12 protein-coding genes are annotated in these 14761 nt (G+C 67.7%); 7 read left to right on the forward strand and 5 right to left on the reverse strand.

Translation table 11 applies throughout. The features are described 5' to 3' along the window. The first annotated feature begins 259 nt into the window (after positions 1-259). The 5 genes from IHD13_RS11925 (at position 260) to nirD (ending at position 6424) form a co-directional block, all read left to right on the forward strand. Complete coding sequence (locus IHD13_RS11925; RefSeq protein ID WP_195861274.1) at positions 260-859, forward strand: ANTAR domain-containing response regulator; 600 nt, start codon at positions 260-262, stop codon at positions 857-859. Then, positions 856-1941, forward strand: coding sequence for a CmpA/NrtA family ABC transporter substrate-binding protein (locus tag IHD13_RS11930; protein WP_195861275.1), 1086 nt, complete (start codon positions 856-858; stop codon positions 1939-1941). Before IHD13_RS11925 ends, IHD13_RS11930 begins: the two co-directional genes overlap by 4 nt. 176 nt (positions 1942-2117) lie before the next feature. After that, positions 2118-3401 (forward strand): NAD(P)/FAD-dependent oxidoreductase, encoded by a 1284-nt coding sequence (locus IHD13_RS11935; protein ID WP_195861276.1) that lies wholly within the window; start codon positions 2118-2120, stop codon positions 3399-3401. Between the two features lies 1 nt (position 3402). Then, a complete protein-coding gene (gene nirB / locus IHD13_RS11940) occupies positions 3403-5922 on the forward strand; it encodes a nitrite reductase large subunit NirB (RefSeq protein WP_195861277.1) in 2520 nt (839 codons plus the stop codon). A 118-nt stretch (positions 5923-6040) separates the two neighbouring features. Then, positions 6041-6424: a nitrite reductase small subunit NirD gene (gene nirD / locus IHD13_RS11945; RefSeq protein WP_195861278.1), complete on the forward strand. Its 384-nt coding sequence runs from the start codon at positions 6041-6043 to the stop codon at positions 6422-6424. 14 nt (positions 6425-6438) lie between these two features. Here nirD and IHD13_RS11950 read toward each other — a convergent pair whose 3' ends face one another. Continuing rightward, positions 6439-7146 (reverse strand): LrgB family protein, encoded by a 708-nt coding sequence (locus IHD13_RS11950; protein WP_195861279.1) that lies wholly within the window; start codon positions 7144-7146, stop codon positions 6439-6441. 55 nt (positions 7147-7201) lie between these two features. Further along, positions 7202-7582, reverse strand: a complete 381-nt coding sequence (locus IHD13_RS11955; RefSeq protein ID WP_195861280.1) for a CidA/LrgA family protein — start codon at positions 7580-7582, stop codon at positions 7202-7204. Between the two features lie 360 nt (positions 7583-7942). Here IHD13_RS11955 and IHD13_RS11960 point away from each other — a divergent pair, with 360 nt between their 5' ends. Beyond that, positions 7943-9358: a PhoH family protein gene (locus IHD13_RS11960; protein WP_195861281.1), complete on the forward strand. Its 1416-nt coding sequence runs from the start codon at positions 7943-7945 to the stop codon at positions 9356-9358. 332 nt (positions 9359-9690) lie between these two features. Beyond that, the gene (gene ettA / locus IHD13_RS11965; RefSeq protein WP_195861282.1) at positions 9691-11352 is read left to right on the forward strand and encodes an energy-dependent translational throttle protein EttA; all 1662 of its coding nucleotides are present in this window, start codon (positions 9691-9693) and stop codon (positions 11350-11352) included. Between the two features lie 94 nt (positions 11353-11446). Here ettA and lpxL read toward each other — a convergent pair whose 3' ends face one another. The 3 genes from lpxL to rpoS all read right to left on the reverse strand — a co-directional run bounded on the left by lpxL (position 11447) and on the right by rpoS (position 14754). Continuing rightward, the gene (gene lpxL, locus IHD13_RS11970) at positions 11447-12340 is read right to left on the reverse strand and encodes an LpxL/LpxP family Kdo(2)-lipid IV(A) lauroyl/palmitoleoyl acyltransferase (protein WP_230086269.1); all 894 of its coding nucleotides are present in this window, start codon (positions 12338-12340) and stop codon (positions 11447-11449) included. Between the two features lie 96 nt (positions 12341-12436). Continuing rightward, positions 12437-13537: an alanine racemase gene (alr, locus tag IHD13_RS11975; RefSeq protein WP_195861284.1), complete on the reverse strand. Its 1101-nt coding sequence runs from the start codon at positions 13535-13537 to the stop codon at positions 12437-12439. Positions 13538-13776: 239 nt separating this feature from the next. Continuing rightward, the gene (rpoS, locus tag IHD13_RS11980; RefSeq protein WP_195861285.1) at positions 13777-14754 is read right to left on the reverse strand and encodes an RNA polymerase sigma factor RpoS; all 978 of its coding nucleotides are present in this window, start codon (positions 14752-14754) and stop codon (positions 13777-13779) included. Positions 14755-14761 lie beyond the last annotated feature (7 nt).

Here is a 14761-nt window from a genome sequence, read left to right on the forward strand (position 1 = left end):
GCCCTCCCTCGGGTTATCGCCGCCGAGTTGATGAGGGGCGCTGGGGGCAGGATGGAGCGGGGGTTTTTTGCCAGGGATGGCAAAAGTAGCGCCCAGGGAGGGGTTTACAGCGCCCCGCGATGGCCTGCCCCCAGGGTAGCCCCGGGCTGCCTGCAAGAGGCCTGCGACAGCGATAGCCCCATTTTCCCTCTCCCGATCCCCGGACAATTGGAACGTTTCTTGCTTAGGCATAAGACCTGATCTTCCAGCGAGTCCCGTTATGTCCCCACCCACCTCCCTGAAGATATTGCTGGTCGACGACGAAGTGGTGCGCGCCGCCATGGTCGAGGAGGCCCTGACCCACGAGGGGCACCGGGTGATCTGCCGCCTGACCAGCCCCGCCAGCCTCAACGAGATGGTTGCTCGCCATGCCCCCGATGTGGTGATCATCGACATGGAGTCCCCGGATCGGGACACCCTGGACAGCATGGCGCTGCTCAACCGCGAGAACCCCCGCCCGGTGGTCTTCTTCGCCGACCAGCACGACCCGGAGACCCTCCAGGCCGCCCTCAAGGTCGGGGTCAGCGCCTATGTGGTGGACGGCCTGGTGCCCGGCCGGGTCAAGCCGATCATCGAGGTGGCCATCGCCCGCTTCGACGCCTTCCAGTCGCTACGCCGCGAGCTGGACAAGACCCGCAACCAGCTCAGCGAGCGCAAGCGCATCGAGCGCGCCAAGGGACTGCTGATGAAGCATCAAAATACCGACGAGGAGCAGGCCTACCGCATGCTGCGCAAGCTGGCCATGGACCGTGGCCAGCGTCTCGCCCAGGTGGCCGACAACGTCATCGATATCCTCGAACGCCTGGAGAACGGCCTATGACCTTCCTACCGGATGCCGAACGTCCCGACCTGACCCTGGGCTTCGTGCCGCTGCTGGACTCTGCCCTGCTGGTGATCGCCCGGGAGGCGGGCTTCTTCGCCGACCAGGGCCTGGACGTGACCCTGGCCCGCCAGAACACCTGGTCGACCCTGCGCGACAAGGTGGCCGCCGGCCTGCTCGACGGCGCCCAGATGCTCGCCCCCCTGCCGCTGGCCATGAGCCTGGGGCTGGGCCGGGCCCCCTGCGAGACCCTGGCCCCGGTGACCCTGTCCCGCAACGGCAACGCCCTGGTGCTCTCCGAGCGCCTCGCCGAGGCCAGCCACGCCCACCTGGCGGTGGACCCGGCACGCAGCGCCCAGGCCCTGGCCGCGGCCCTGCCGACGCTGTCCCGCCCACCGCGGCTGGCCATGGTCTACCCCTACTCCTGCCAGCACTATCAGCTGCGCCACTGGCTCGACCTGGGCGGCCTCGACCCGGACCGCGACGTCGAGCTGGTAGTGCTGCCGCCGCCGCGCATGGTGGATGCCATGGAGGCCGGGGAGATCGACGGCTTCTGTGTCGGCGAGCCCTGGGGCAGCCTGGCCCAGCACCGGGGCGCGGGGCGCATCGTCGCCACCGGCGCCCAGCTGTGGCCGGAGGCCCCGGAGAAGGTGCTGGGAGTGACCCGCTCCTGGGCGCGCTGCTATCCGACCACCCTGGCCCGGCTGATCGCCGCCCTGCACCAGGCCAGCGACTGGCTGGCGGCGGATCCTGGCCATGCCCGGCGCACCCTGGAGTGGCTGGCCCTGCCCCCCTACCTGGATCGCTCGGTGGCCCACCTCTCGCGGCTGCCCCTCAACGAGACGCCGATTCGCCAGCGTTTGTGCGGCAGTGAGGTACTGCGCCCCGATCCCGAGAGCGCCGCCGGCTTCGCCGAGCACCTGGACCAGGCCCTGCGCCGGGAGGGGCGGCGCCTGGACCTGGCCAGCCTGCGCACCTGCCATGACCCCGTGCATTACGACGCGGCCCTGCACCAGGCCGGTGCAGAGGACGCCAAAGGTGGCGCGTCCCCGGATCCACAGCCGAATAGCAACCCTATGTAATCACGTAAAAAATCGTCTTACCCCGGCATCTTGGCCGGGTTCTTGAAGGTTCTTGATCAGCACGGGGCATCAACGGCGATCGCCCCGACAGGATTCAGACAACGGCGTCTTCCCCTGGCCTACGGGCCCGGGGAAGACGCCGTTTTTGGTTTTCGCCACGACAGGAGACGCTCCCCATGCCTCAACTCACCCCGGACGAGCCCCTGGTGATCATCGGCAACGGCATGGCCGGCCACCGGCTGGTGGAGGCCCTGATCAAGCGGGCCGATCGGCCGGCACGCATCATCGTGCTGGGCGAGGAGACCGCCCCGGCCTACAACCGCATCCTGCTCTCTCCCTGGCTGGCCGGCGAGATGGCCCGCGACGCCCTGACCCTGCGCGATACCAACTGGTACGCCGACCAGGGCATCGAGCTGATCCTCGGCGAGCGGGTGACCGGGATCGACCGCCAGGCCCGGCGCCTGACCACCGACGCCGGACGCACCCTCGACTATGGCCGCCTGGTGCTGGCCACCGGCTCGCGGCCGGCCATGCCGGCGGTGCCCGGCATCGAGCTGGCGGGCGTGCACGGCTTCCGCGACCTGGACGACGCCGAGGCGCTGATGGCCGCCGCCGATAGCGGTGCCGAGACCCTGGTGGTGGGCGGCGGCCTGCTGGGCCTGGAGGCCGCCGAGGGCATGCGCAAGCGCGGCGCCCGGGCCGGCGTGCTGCAACGCGCCGACCGGCTGATGAACCGCCAGCTCGACGCCACCGCCGCCGCCCTGCTGGAGGAAGAGCTTCGCGGCCGCGGCCTCGCGATCCATACCGGCGCGCGCCTGGCATGGCTGGAGGACGACGGCCGCGGCCGGGTGGCGGCGCTGCACCTGGAGGACGGGCGCCGGCTGCCCGCCGACTGCGTGGTGATCGCCGCCGGCATCACCCCCAATACCCAACTGGGCGAGGCTGCCGGCCTGGCCATGGGCCGCGCCATCCGGGTCGATGACCACCTCACCAGCTCCGATCCGCATATCCATGCCCTCGGCGAATGCTGCGAGTTCGCCGGCCACACCTATGGCCTGGTGGAGCCGATCTGGCGCCAGGTGGAGGTGCTGGCCGCGCGCCTGTGCGGCGAGCCGACGCCCGGCTACCGGGAGGCCGCGACCGCCACCAAGCTCAAGATCAGCGGCATCGCCCTCTACGCCTTCGGCCCCACCGAGGCCGACGACGACCACGAGGTGCTGGTCTACCAGGACCCCGACCAGGGCGACTACCGCCGCCTGCTGCTGCGCGACGGCCGCCTGGAGGGCGCCGTGCTCTATGGCGATACCGCCATGGGCCCCTGGTACTTCGCCCAGGCCCAGGCCGGCCGCGATCTCGGCGCCTGCCGCCCTGCCCTGCTGCTGGGCGCGGCCGATGCCGACGCCCTGCTCGACGATCCCAATTCTGCCACTCAGCCCCGCCCCGTGAAGGAGGCCGCATAACATGTCCACGCAACAGCAGTTGATCATCATCGGTAACGGCATGGTCGGCCACCACCTGGTCGAGCAACTGGTCGAACGCGGCGCCACCGAGCGCTATGCCATCACCGTCTTCGGCGAGGAGCGCCATATCGCCTACGACCGGGTGCACCTCTCCGAGTACTTCGCCGACCGCGACGCCGAGTCCCTGGCCCTCTCCACCGCGGACTACTACGCCGAGCACGGCATCGAACTGCGCCTTTCCGAGGCCGTCACCGCCATCGACCGCAACAAAGGCGAGGTGGTCACCCCCCTGGGCCGCTACCCCTACGACCGCCTGGTGCTGGCCACCGGCTCCTACCCCTTCGTGCCGCCGATTCCCGGCAACGACCGGGAGGGCTGCCTGGTCTACCGCACCCTGGAGGACCTGGACGCCATCCGCGCCGCCGCCGAGAACGCCACCACCGGCGTGGTGGTGGGCGGCGGCCTGCTGGGCCTGGAGGCGGCCAACGCCCTGCGCGGCCTGAATCTCGACACCGCCGTGGTGGAGTTCGCCCCGCGGCTGATGCCCATGCAGGTGGACGCCGAGGGCGGCGAGCTCTTGCGCGAGAAGATCGAGGCGCTGGGCGTGCAGGTGCTCACCGAGCGCGCCACCCAGCGCATCGAGGACGGCGACACCGGCCGCCATCGCATGGTGTTCCAGGACGACAAGGTGCTGGAGGCCGACCTGATCGTCTTCTCCGCCGGCATCCGCCCCCGGGACGAGCTGGCCCGCGACAGCGCCCTGGAGATCGGCGAGCGCGGCGGCGTGGTGATCGACGACCGCTGCCTGACCAGCGACCCAATGATCCTGGCGATCGGCGAGGTGGCGCTGTGGAACCAGAGCATCTTCGGCCTGGTGGCCCCCGGCTACCAGATGGCCCGGGTCACCGCCGACACCCTGATGGCCGATACCCTGGGCCGTGACCCCGAGACCTTCCGCGGCGCCGACATGAGCACCAAGCTCAAGCTGCTCGGCGTCGACGTGGGCTCCATCGGCGACGCCCACGGCACCCAGCACCCCGGCGCGCGGATGTTCCGCTACCTGGACCAGATCAAGCAGGAGTACCGCAAGCTGGTGGTCTCCGGCGACGGCAAGAAACTGCTCGGCGCCATGCTGGTCGGCGACAACAGCTACTACGAATCGCTGATGCAGTACTATGCCAACGGCCTGGCGCTGCCCGAGGATCCCGCCGCGCTGATCCTGCCCTCCAGCGACGGCGCCCCGGCGCTGGGCCCCGACGCCCTGCCCGACGGCGCCATGATCTGCTCCTGCCACAACGTCACCAAGGGCGATATCTGCACGACCATCGACGCCGGTGCCGCGGACCTCGCCACGGTCAAGGGCGACACCAAGGCGAGCACCGGCTGCGGCGGCTGTGCGGCCCTGCTCAAGAGCGTGGTCGACCATGAACTGGAGAGCCGCGGCGTCGAGGTGGACCGCTCCCTCTGCGAGCACTTCGCCTACACCCGCCAGGAGCTCTTCGACATCGTCCGCGTCGAGGGCATCAAGACCTTCAGCGAGCTGATGGAAAAGCATGGCGCTTCACACACCCATCGCCTGGGCTGCGATATCTGCAAGCCGGCGGTGGCCTCGATCCTGGCGTCCTGCTTCAACGAGCCGATCACCGATGCGGCGCATATCCCGCTGCAGGACACCAACGACACCTTCATGGCCAACATGCAGAAGAACGGCACCTACTCGGTGGTGCCGCGCATCGCCGGCGGGGAGATCACCCCGGACAAGCTGGTGGTGCTGGGCCAGGTGGCGCAGAAGTACGACCTCTACACCAAGATCACCGGCGGCCAGCGTATCGACCTCTTCGGCGCCCGCCAGGAGGACCTGCCGGCGATCTGGGGCGAGCTGATCGAGGCGGGCTTCGAGACCGGTCACGCCTACGGCAAGTCGCTGCGCACCGTGAAGTCCTGCGTCGGCAGCACCTGGTGTCGCTACGGCGTCCAGGACAGCGTGGGCATGGCGATCAAGCTCGAGCATCGCTACAAGGGCCTGCGCTCGCCGCACAAGATCAAGTTCGCCGTCTCCGGCTGCACCCGCGAGTGCGCCGAGGCCCAGAGCAAGGACATCGGCGTGATCGCCACCGAGAACGGCTGGAACCTCTATGTCTGCGGCAACGGCGGCATGCGCCCCCGCCACGCCGAGCTGTTCGCCACCGACCTCGACGACGAGCAGTTGGTCAAGACCATCGATCGCGTGCTGATGTTCTACGTGCGCACCGCCGACCGCCTGCAGCGCACCTCGGTATGGCGCGAGAACCTGGAAGGTGGCCTGGAGTACCTGCAGCAGGTGGTCCTGGAGGACAGCCTCGGCATCAATGATGAGCTGGAGCGCCAGATGCAGGCGGTGGTGGACAGCTACGAGTGCGAGTGGGCGGGCGCCATCAAGGACCCGGAGAAGCTCAAGCGCTTCCGCAGCTTCGTCAACGACAGCCGCCCCGACCCGGACATCATCATGACCAGCGAGCGCGGCCAGCTGCGCCCTGCGTGATGAAACGCCGCCAGGGGTCAGACCCCGGCGGCGCCAGCACCGCTAGCACGATGCCCGACAACCGGCTGCGACTCGAGCGGGGTCTGACCCCACCGGGCCGCACCAATGGAGACTCCCCATGACCACCGCTACCGCCCTTAAGCACGAGACCGAGATGACCTGGCAACCTCTCTGTGACCGCGCCGACCTGGTGCCCTTCTCCGGCGTCGCCGCCTGGATCGAGACCGCCGAGGGCCCAGCCCAGGTGGCCCTCTTCTACCTTCCCGCCACCCCCGACCGAGAGCAGGAACTCTTCGCCATCGATCACCACGACCCCATCGCCAAGGCCAATGTGATCGCCCGGGGCATCGTCGGCGATCTCAAGGGGCATCTGGTGGTGGCCTCGCCGATCTACAAGGAGCACTACCGTCTCACCGACGGCCAGTGCCTGGAGCACGACGATATCCGCCTGCGCACCTGGGCGGTGCGCCTGGACGGCGAGCGGGTGCTGATCCAGGCCTGAAAGAGGCCCGTCGCTCAGAAGCCGGTAAGCCGCCAGGCCAGCGGCAGGAAGAGCGCGGTGAAGACCCCGGTCAGGCTCATGCCCAGGGAGGCGAAGGCGCCGGCCGTGGGGCCGAGCTCGAAGGCGCGGACGGTGCCGATGGCGTGGCCGTTCACGCCCAGGGTGAAGCCGATCAGCCGCGGGTCGCGGATATCGAGCAGGCGCGCCAGCCAGGTCACGCAGAGGGTCGACACGACCCCGGTGATCAGCAGGCCGCCCAGCATCAACGACAGCGAGCCGCCGATCTGCTCCTGGATGCCGATGGCCAGGGGCGCGGTCACCGACTTCGGTGCCAGGGAGGCCAGCACCGCGGGCGGCGCACCCAGCAGCCAGGCGATCGCCACCGCATAGCAGGCCGCCAGGGCGGCGGCGAGTGGCAGGCAGCCGAGGATCGGCTTCCACAGGGCGAGGATATGCCGACGCTGCTGATAGAGCGGCACCGCCAGGGCCACGGTGACCGGGCCCAGCAGCAGGGTCAGCCAGGCGACATCGTGCCGGTAATCGGCATAGGGGATGCCCAGCAGCCAGAGGCCCGCCGCGGTCAGCAGCGCCCCGATCAACACCGCCGGACACCAGTTCGGCCGGCCGAGCCGCTCGAACAGGCGCACCCCGCCGAGATAGGCGGCCAGGGTCAGGGCGATGGCCAGGATCGGGCCGTCCAGGACGGCGTGCCAATGGCTCATGATTGCGGCTCCTCGCTATCGAGGCTCGCATCGTCCCTTGGCATCGGATAAGCGCTCATGGCCGCGACTCCTTACTATCATCCAGGCTCGCGGCGTCCCCGGGCATCAGGCGCCGCATCAGCCAGAAGGTGGTCAGCACGCTGAGCAGGGTCCCCAGGACCAGGGCCACCATCACCGCCGTCCAGTGGCCGGCGAACTCGTCGATCACGAAGAAGACCCCCACCACCCCGGGCATGATCAGCATCGCAAGCAGCGGTATCAGCGCCTGGCTCGCCGCGGCCACGCCCTCGTTCAGCCGCCGCGTTACCAGCAGCCAGGCCAGCAGCAACAGCAGCCCGGCCATGGCAGGGGAGACCGGCAGCGCCAGCCACTCGACGGCCAGTTGCCCCAGCAGTTGGAAACCGAGCAGCCACAGGAAGCCACGCAATAGTGTCATGCCATCTCCAGGAAGCGACGATCCAGGGAAGGCTCGCCATGGGAAGCGGCGGCACGCCTTCATAAGAATCGCCTTAATGTTATCACGCTATCGTTCTCGCGGGACTCCCCGCCGGCTCCGCCCGGGAGCCGGCACTTCCCGGGCACATCGACAGACGCTAAAAAACGTTGAACCAGGACGCTGGCGATCGCGAAATCGTCGGCGCATTCTAGGGTCAAAGGGAGTATCCCCGGCCATAGAGGAGGCAGGTCATACCAGGGAAGCGGCATTGGCGCGGTGCCCTTATGACAGGCTGTCATATGACCGTAAGGTGTCACTGCCAATGTCGATCATGCCGTCAACCAAGGAGCGCTTCCAACGATGGTGCGAATCGACAAGAAGCCCACTCGGCTCTACGTGCTGGATACCAATGTCCTGCTGCATGACCCCACGGCCATCTACCAGTTCGAGGAACATGACGTCGCCATTCCCATGACGGTCCTCGAGGAGCTCGACAAGCACAAGAACGGCATTCGTGAAATTGCCCGGACCGCCCGCCAGGTCAGCCGTACCCTCTCGGAGCTGACCAACCAGGTCGACTTCGACGAGATCCCCCACGGCATTCCCATTCCCCGGGCCAACGATGCCCCCAGCGGTCGCCTGCGTTTTCTCTGTTACCGGGACCTGGCCCCCCTGGATCACCTGGAAGAGAGCCCCGACAACCAGATCCTCGCCGAGACCTGCCGGCTACGCGACGAGTACCCGGATGCCTCGGTGATCCTGATCACCAAGGACATCAACCTCAGGGTCAAGGCGGCCGCCCTCAAGGTGCCGGTGGAGGACTACCTCACCGACCGCGCCTTCGACGACAGCGACGCCATGACCGAGGGCGCCCAGATCGTCGCCGACGCCGGTCATGACGGCACGGCCCTCTGGGAATCGCTGGCCGTCGAGGTGGAGGTGGAGCGCGCCGACCACCACACCTTCTATGCCCTGCGCGGCGAGCTGCCCGACGACTGGCACGTGGGCATGCTGGTCTCCGACGACGAGAACGGCGCTCATTTCGAGGCCATCGTCCGCGAGCTGGAGCCGGGCCGGGCGCGCCTGCAGCTGCTCACCAACTACCGCCACAAGGCCAGCGTCTGGGGGGTGCATGCCCACGACAGCCGCCAGAACTTCGCCCTCAACCTGCTGATGGACCCCGAGGTGGACCTGGTGACCATCGCCGGCGGCGCCGGTACCGGCAAGACCTACATGACCCTGGCGGCGGCCTTCCAGCAGACCCTGGACGGCAAGCAGTTCGAGCGCATCGTCTTCACCCGGGCGCCGATCTCCATGAGCGAGGACATCGGCTTCCTGCCGGGCACCGAGGAGGAGAAGATGTCGCCCTGGATGGGCGCCTTCCACGACAACATGGACAACCTGCTGCGCGACGAGAAGGATGGCTCCAGCAGCTGGAGCGAGGACGCCACTCGCTCGCTGATCGGCTCCCGGGTGCAGATCCGCTCGCCGGGTTTCATGCGCGGCCGGACCCTCAACGACACCTTCCTGATCATCGACGAGGCGCAGAACTTCACGCCCAAGCAGCTCAAGTCGCTGGTTACCCGGGCCGGGCGCAACACCAAGATCGTCTGCCTGGGCAACGTGGGGCAGATCGATACCCCCTACCTCACCCCCAACACCTGCGGCATGGCAGCGCTGGTGCAGCGCTTCCGCCACTGGCCACATGCCGGCCATATCACCTTACGCAGCATCGAGCGCTCGCGGCTGGCCCTGGCCGCCGAAGAGCTGCTCTAACCCCCATCACAACCCACCCGGCGGGGCGCCCCAGGGCGCCCCGCTCTTTTATCTCGACGTGTCATCGCCCAGCCGACCGCCTCAGGGCTATTGGAGTTAGCTTTTTGGCCCGGGGCTACCCTGGGGACAGGCCGTCGCGGGGCGCTGTGAACCCCTCCCTGGGCGCTACTTTTGCCATCCCTGGCAAAAAACCCCCGCTCCAGCCTGCCCCCAGCGCCCCTGAGCCATTCCAGCTGCGATAGCCCGTCCGAACTTGCCACTGGCTGGCCTTTCCGGGCCCCGGGCACTATCATCGTGCCAGCGAAAAAACCCCTCAACCGAAGTGGCTTTCCATGGCGCAATACGTCTACACCATGAACCGGGTGGGCAAGATCGTGCCCCCCAAGAAGCAGATCCTCAAGGACATCTCCCTGTCCTTCTTCCCCGGTGCCAAGATCGGCGTGCTGGGCCTCAACGGCGCGGGCAAGTCGACCCTGCTGCGCATCATGGCCGGCGTCGACACCGAGTTCGAGGGCGAGGCCCGCCCCATGCCGGGCATCAATGTCGGCTACCTGCCCCAGGAGCCCGAGCTCGACGACGCCAAGAACGTCCGCGAGACCGTGGAAGAGGCCCTGGGCGAGATCAAGGAGGCCCAGGCCAAGCTCGATGCCGTCTACGCCGCCTACGCCGAGCCGGACGCCGACTTCGATGCCCTGGCCGCCGAACAGGCGCGCCTGGAGAACATCATCGAGGCTGCCGACGCCCATAACCTGGAGCGCAAGCTCGAGGTGGCCGCCGACGCCCTGCGCCTGCCGCCCTGGGACGCCAAGGTCGGCAACCTCTCCGGGGGCGAGCGCCGCCGCGTCGCGCTGTGCCGCCTGCTGCTCTCCGGCCCCGACATGCTGCTGCTGGACGAGCCCACCAACCACCTGGACGCCGAGTCCGTGGCCTGGCTGGAGCGCTTCCTCCACGACTACAACGGCACCGTGGTGGCGATCACCCACGACCGTTACTTCCTCGACAACGTGGCCGGCTGGATCCTCGAGCTCGACCGCGGCCAGGGCATCCCCTTCGAGGGCAACTACTCCCAGTGGCTGGAATCCAAGGAGAAGCGCCTGGAGCAGGAGGCCAAGCAGGAAGCCTCGCGCCAGAAGGCCATCAAGCACGAACTGGAGTGGGTGCGCTCCAACGCCAAGGGCCGCCAGGCCAAGAGCAAGGCGCGCCTGAACCGCTTCGAGGAGATGCAGTCCGGCGACTTCCAGAAGCGCAACGAGACCAACGAGATCTACATTCCGCCCGGCAAGCGCCTGGGCGACAAGGTGATCGAGTTCCACGGTGTCTCCAAGCGCTTCGATGACAAGCTGCTCTACGAGGACCTCTCCTTCACCGTGCCCCAGGGGGCCATCGTCGGCATCGTCGGCGGCAACGGTGCCGGCAAGTCGACCCTGTTCAAGCTGGTCAAGGGCACCGAGCAGCCCGATGCCGGCGAGGTGGTGATCGGCGAGACCGTGGAAATCGCCTACGTGGAGCAGCTGCGCGACGCCCTGGACAACAAGCAGACGGTCTGGGAAGCGGTCTCCGACGGCCAGGATATCCTCAATATCAATGGCTATGAGGTCTCCTCGCGCGCCTACGTGGGACGCTTCAACTTCAAGGGCAACGACCAGCAGAAGCGCCTGTCGGACCTCTCCGGGGGGGAGCGCGGTCGCCTGCAGCTGGCCCAGACCCTGAAGCAGGGCGCCAACGTGCTGCTCCTCGACGAGCCCTCCAACGACCTCGACATCGAGACCCTGCGCGCCCTGGAAGAAGCCCTGCTGGCCTTCCCCGGCTGCGCCATGGTGATCTCCCACGACCGCTGGTTCCTCGACCGGATCGCCACCCATGTGCTCGCCTTCGAGGGCGACTCCCAGGTGGTGTTCTTCGAGGGCAACTACACCGAGTACGAGGCGGATCACAAGAAGCGGGTCGGCAACGACACCCCGCACCGCATGAAGTACAAGCGGATCGACGCTTAAGCTTGAAGCTGGAAGCCTGAAGCTGGAAGAAACCCCACGACCGCAAGGTCCGTGGGGTTTTCTCTTCTTCTAGCTTCCAGCTTGACGCGAAGCGTCAGTAGAACCCCGGTTCGCCCTCGGGGCGGGTCTTGAAGCGCCGGTGCAGCCACAGGTACTGCTCCGGGTGCTTGCGGATCGCCTGTTCGATAAAGGCGTTGACCCGGGCCGCATCGGCCACCTCGTCGCCGCTGGGGAAGTTCTCCAGCGGCGGCAGGTACTCCAGGGTGTAGGTGCGGTTATCCGGGTTGCGGTGGAACATCAGCGGCATCACCGGGGCGCCGGTCATCTTGGCGATCTTGGCAGTGAGCTTGATGGAGGCGGCATCGATGCCGAAGAAGGGCGCAAAGACGCTGGCATCGCGACCGAAGTCCTGGTCCGGCGAGTACCACACATGGTGGCCCGACTTGATGCGCTTGACCACGCCGCGCAGATCGCGGCGATCGATGGCGGCGCCGAAGATCCGCGAACGGGCGCGGGTCATGAAACGCTCGAAGAGGGCGTTATCGTGGGGCCGATAGACCACGTCCGCGGGGAAGAACAGCGAGTGCAGGGCCCCCCCCAGGTCCAGGGTGGAGAAGTGGATGCCGATGATCAGCGCGCCCTTGCCCTCGGCCTGGACTCGCGCCATATGCTCCTGCCCCTTGAAGGTGACCCGGTGGCGCAGGTGCTCCGGGTCGCGACACCAGCCGGTGGCGGTCTCCAGCAGGCCGATGCCATTGGCGATGAAGGTCTCGCGCACCAGCGCGGCGCGCTGCGCCTCGTCCAGTTCCGGAAAGCACAGCCGCAGGTTGGTCTCGGTGATATGCCGGCGGCGCCTGGCCAGCCGCCAGGCCAGCAGGCCGATGCTCTTGCCCAGGGCCAGCTTGAGGCGCCAGGGCAGCCAGGCCCCGAGACGCATGGCGCCGATGCCCAGCCAGGTGGGCCAGTAGCGGGGGTGGGCGAAGCTCATTGGGGGACAGACCCCCATTGATGACTCAGATTCATGCAGAAAGCCTCCAGACTCGCGGGGCCTCAATGGGGGTCTGTCCCCGATTGGCCGGCCAATTCAGTCGCGATTATAGCGTCTCGGGGCCCTCGGCAGCACCCCGGTGAGCAGGGTATAGCTGATGGTGTCGCAGTGGCGGGCCACCTCGTCCACGCCAAGCACGGTGCCATTGGCTGCCCGGCCCCAGAGCACCACCTCGCTGCCGATCCCCGCCTCGGGAAGCTCGGTGATATCCACGGTGAGCATGTCCATGGAGACCTTGCCGGCGATGGCGGTGCGCCGGCCATCGACCAGCACCGGGGTGCCATCCACGGCGTGACGATCGTAGCCGTCGCCATAACCGCAGGCCACCACGCCGATCCGTGCCGGACGCGGCGCCTTCCAGCGACCGGCATAGCCCACCGGCTCGCCGGGAGCCAGCTCGCGCACGGCGATGATCTCGGAGCGCAATGTCATCACCGGCTTCAGGCCACGGCTCGCCTCGTTGGCCACCTCGAGGGGATCGCTGCCGTAGAGCATCACCCCGGGGCGATTCCAGGCCCCGTGGGCCTCGGGATGAGCCAGGGTGGCCGGGGAGTTGGCCAGGCACAGGGGCGCCTTGAGACGTTCGGCCAGGGCCTGCATGCGCAGCAGTTGGGTCTCGAAATAGGCCGGATGGGCCGCATCGGCGGTGGCGAAGTGGCTCATCAGCAGCCGATCGCCGACCACCCCGGGGGCCGATGCCAGCCGCGCCCAGGCCGCCTCGGCCTGCTCCGGGGCGAAGCCCAGGCGATGCATGCCGGAGTCCACCTTGAGCCACACCGGGATCGGTCGCTGGGGACGATAGGCGAGCAGCGCCTCCAGCTGCCAGTCGCTGTGCACGGCGATCCACAGGCCATGGGCATCCACCCGCTCCAGCTCGCCGGCCTCGAAGATCCCCTCCAGCAGCACGATGGGGGTGGTGATGCCCGCCTCGCGCAAGGTGATGGCCTCCTCGATGCAGGCCACCGCGAAGGCCGGGGCCAGGTCCTCCAGGGCCCGGGCACAGGCCACGGCCCCATGCCCGTAGGCATCGGCCTTGAGCACCGCCACCGCCTGGCTGTCGGGCGCCAGGTCGCGGGCCAGGCAGTAGTTGTGGCGCAGGGCCTCGAGGTCGATATCGGCGATCAGGGGACGTGCCATCGTTGTCTCCGGGGTATTTTTCGGCAACTCGTCGGGAAGGCATGATTATTTGCCAGAAAAGCGCCGATTTCACGCCATCTAACCACCAAATATGGCATGAATTTCAATAACTTTATTTGTCATATACCGATCGATCAGAAAGAAGCTCTAACCTGTCGACGAAAGGCGAGTGATATCCCCCAACGAACAGGGGGCGACGCCACTGGCGCCGCCCCCTCGGACTCTCGCTACCCCCCGGATCACTCGAAGATGGCGTCCAGGTTCAGGCCCTGCTTCTCCAGCACCCGGCGCAGTTTCTTCAGGGCCTCCACCTGGATCTGCCGCACCCGCTCCCGGGTCAGGCCGATCTCCTCGCCCACCTCTTCCAGGGTAGCCGCCTCGTGGCCCCGCAGGCCGAAGCGACGTACCACCACTTCCATCTGCTTGTCGGTGAGCTCCGCCAGCCAGTCGTCGACGTGCTGCTTGACGTCCACGTCCAGCAGCCAGGACTCCGGGCCCTGCTCGTTGTCGTCGGCCAGGGTCTCGATCAGCGGCTTGTCGCTCTCGCTGCCCATGGGGTAATCCACCGAGGAGACCCGCTCGTTGAGGCCGAGCATCTTCTTCACCGTGGCCACCGGCTTGTCGAGGAAATCGGCGATCTCCTCCGGGGTGGCCTCGTGATCGAGCTTCTGGGTCAGCTCCCGGGCCGCCCGCAGGTAGATGTTGAGCTCCTTGACCACATGGATCGGCAGGCGGATGGTGCGGGTCTGGTTCATCAGCGCCCGCTCGATGGTCTGGCGAATCCACCAGGTGGCGTAGGTGGAGAAGCGGAAGCCCCGCTCCGGGTCGAACTTCTCCACGGCGCGGATCAACCCCAGGTTGCCCTCCTCGATCAGGTCGAGCAGCGACAGGCCCCGGTTGAGGTAACGCCGGGCGATCTTGACCACCAGGCGCAGGTTGGACTCGATCATTCTTGCCCGACCGGCGGGGTCCCCCGCCTGGGCCAGGCGCCCGAAGTGGACCTCTTCCTCGGGGGTCAGCAGCGGCGAGAAGCCGATCTCGTTGAGGTAGATCTGAGTGGCGTCCAGGCTGTGATGGTAGGTGTTCTCCTCACGGCTAAGGGCCTTCTCGAACTCATCGGACGCCTTGTCTTCGTCGACCACCTCCGCATCGTCATCGATGGCCTCGTCGACGGACTCGATGTCCATGTCCTGCAGATCGCGTTCGAGTATGCTCATAGTGCTA

Source organism: Halomonas sp. 328, from assembly GCF_015645095.1.
In the GTDB taxonomy this organism is placed as follows: domain Bacteria; phylum Pseudomonadota; class Gammaproteobacteria; order Pseudomonadales; family Halomonadaceae; genus Bisbaumannia.

Bases quoted from the DNA above. Each gene is read 5' to 3' on its own strand.
- IHD13_RS11925 (WP_195861274.1), top strand. From the start codon at position 260: ATGTCCCCACCCACCTCCCTGAAGATATTGCTGGTCGACGACGAAGTG.
- IHD13_RS11930 (WP_195861275.1), top strand. From the start codon at position 856: ATGACCTTCCTACCGGATGCCGAACGTCCCGACCTGACCCTGGGCTTC.
- IHD13_RS11935 (WP_195861276.1), top strand. From the start codon at position 2,118: ATGCCTCAACTCACCCCGGACGAGCCCCTGGTGATCATCGGCAACGGC.
- nirB (WP_195861277.1), top strand. From the start codon at position 3,403: ATGTCCACGCAACAGCAGTTGATCATCATCGGTAACGGCATGGTCGGC.
- nirD (WP_195861278.1), top strand. From the start codon at position 6,041: ATGACCACCGCTACCGCCCTTAAGCACGAGACCGAGATGACCTGGCAA.
- IHD13_RS11950 (WP_195861279.1), bottom strand. From the start codon at position 7,146: ATGAGCCATTGGCACGCCGTCCTGGACGGCCCGATCCTGGCCATCGCC.
- IHD13_RS11955 (WP_195861280.1), bottom strand. From the start codon at position 7,582: ATGACACTATTGCGTGGCTTCCTGTGGCTGCTCGGTTTCCAACTGCTG.
- IHD13_RS11960 (WP_195861281.1), top strand. From the start codon at position 7,943: ATGGTGCGAATCGACAAGAAGCCCACTCGGCTCTACGTGCTGGATACC.
- ettA (WP_195861282.1), top strand. From the start codon at position 9,691: ATGGCGCAATACGTCTACACCATGAACCGGGTGGGCAAGATCGTGCCC.
- lpxL (WP_230086269.1), bottom strand. From the start codon at position 12,340: ATGAGCTTCGCCCACCCCCGCTACTGGCCCACCTGGCTGGGCATCGGC.
- alr (WP_195861284.1), bottom strand. From the start codon at position 13,537: ATGGCACGTCCCCTGATCGCCGATATCGACCTCGAGGCCCTGCGCCAC.
- rpoS (WP_195861285.1), bottom strand. From the start codon at position 14,754: ATGAGCATACTCGAACGCGATCTGCAGGACATGGACATCGAGTCCGTC.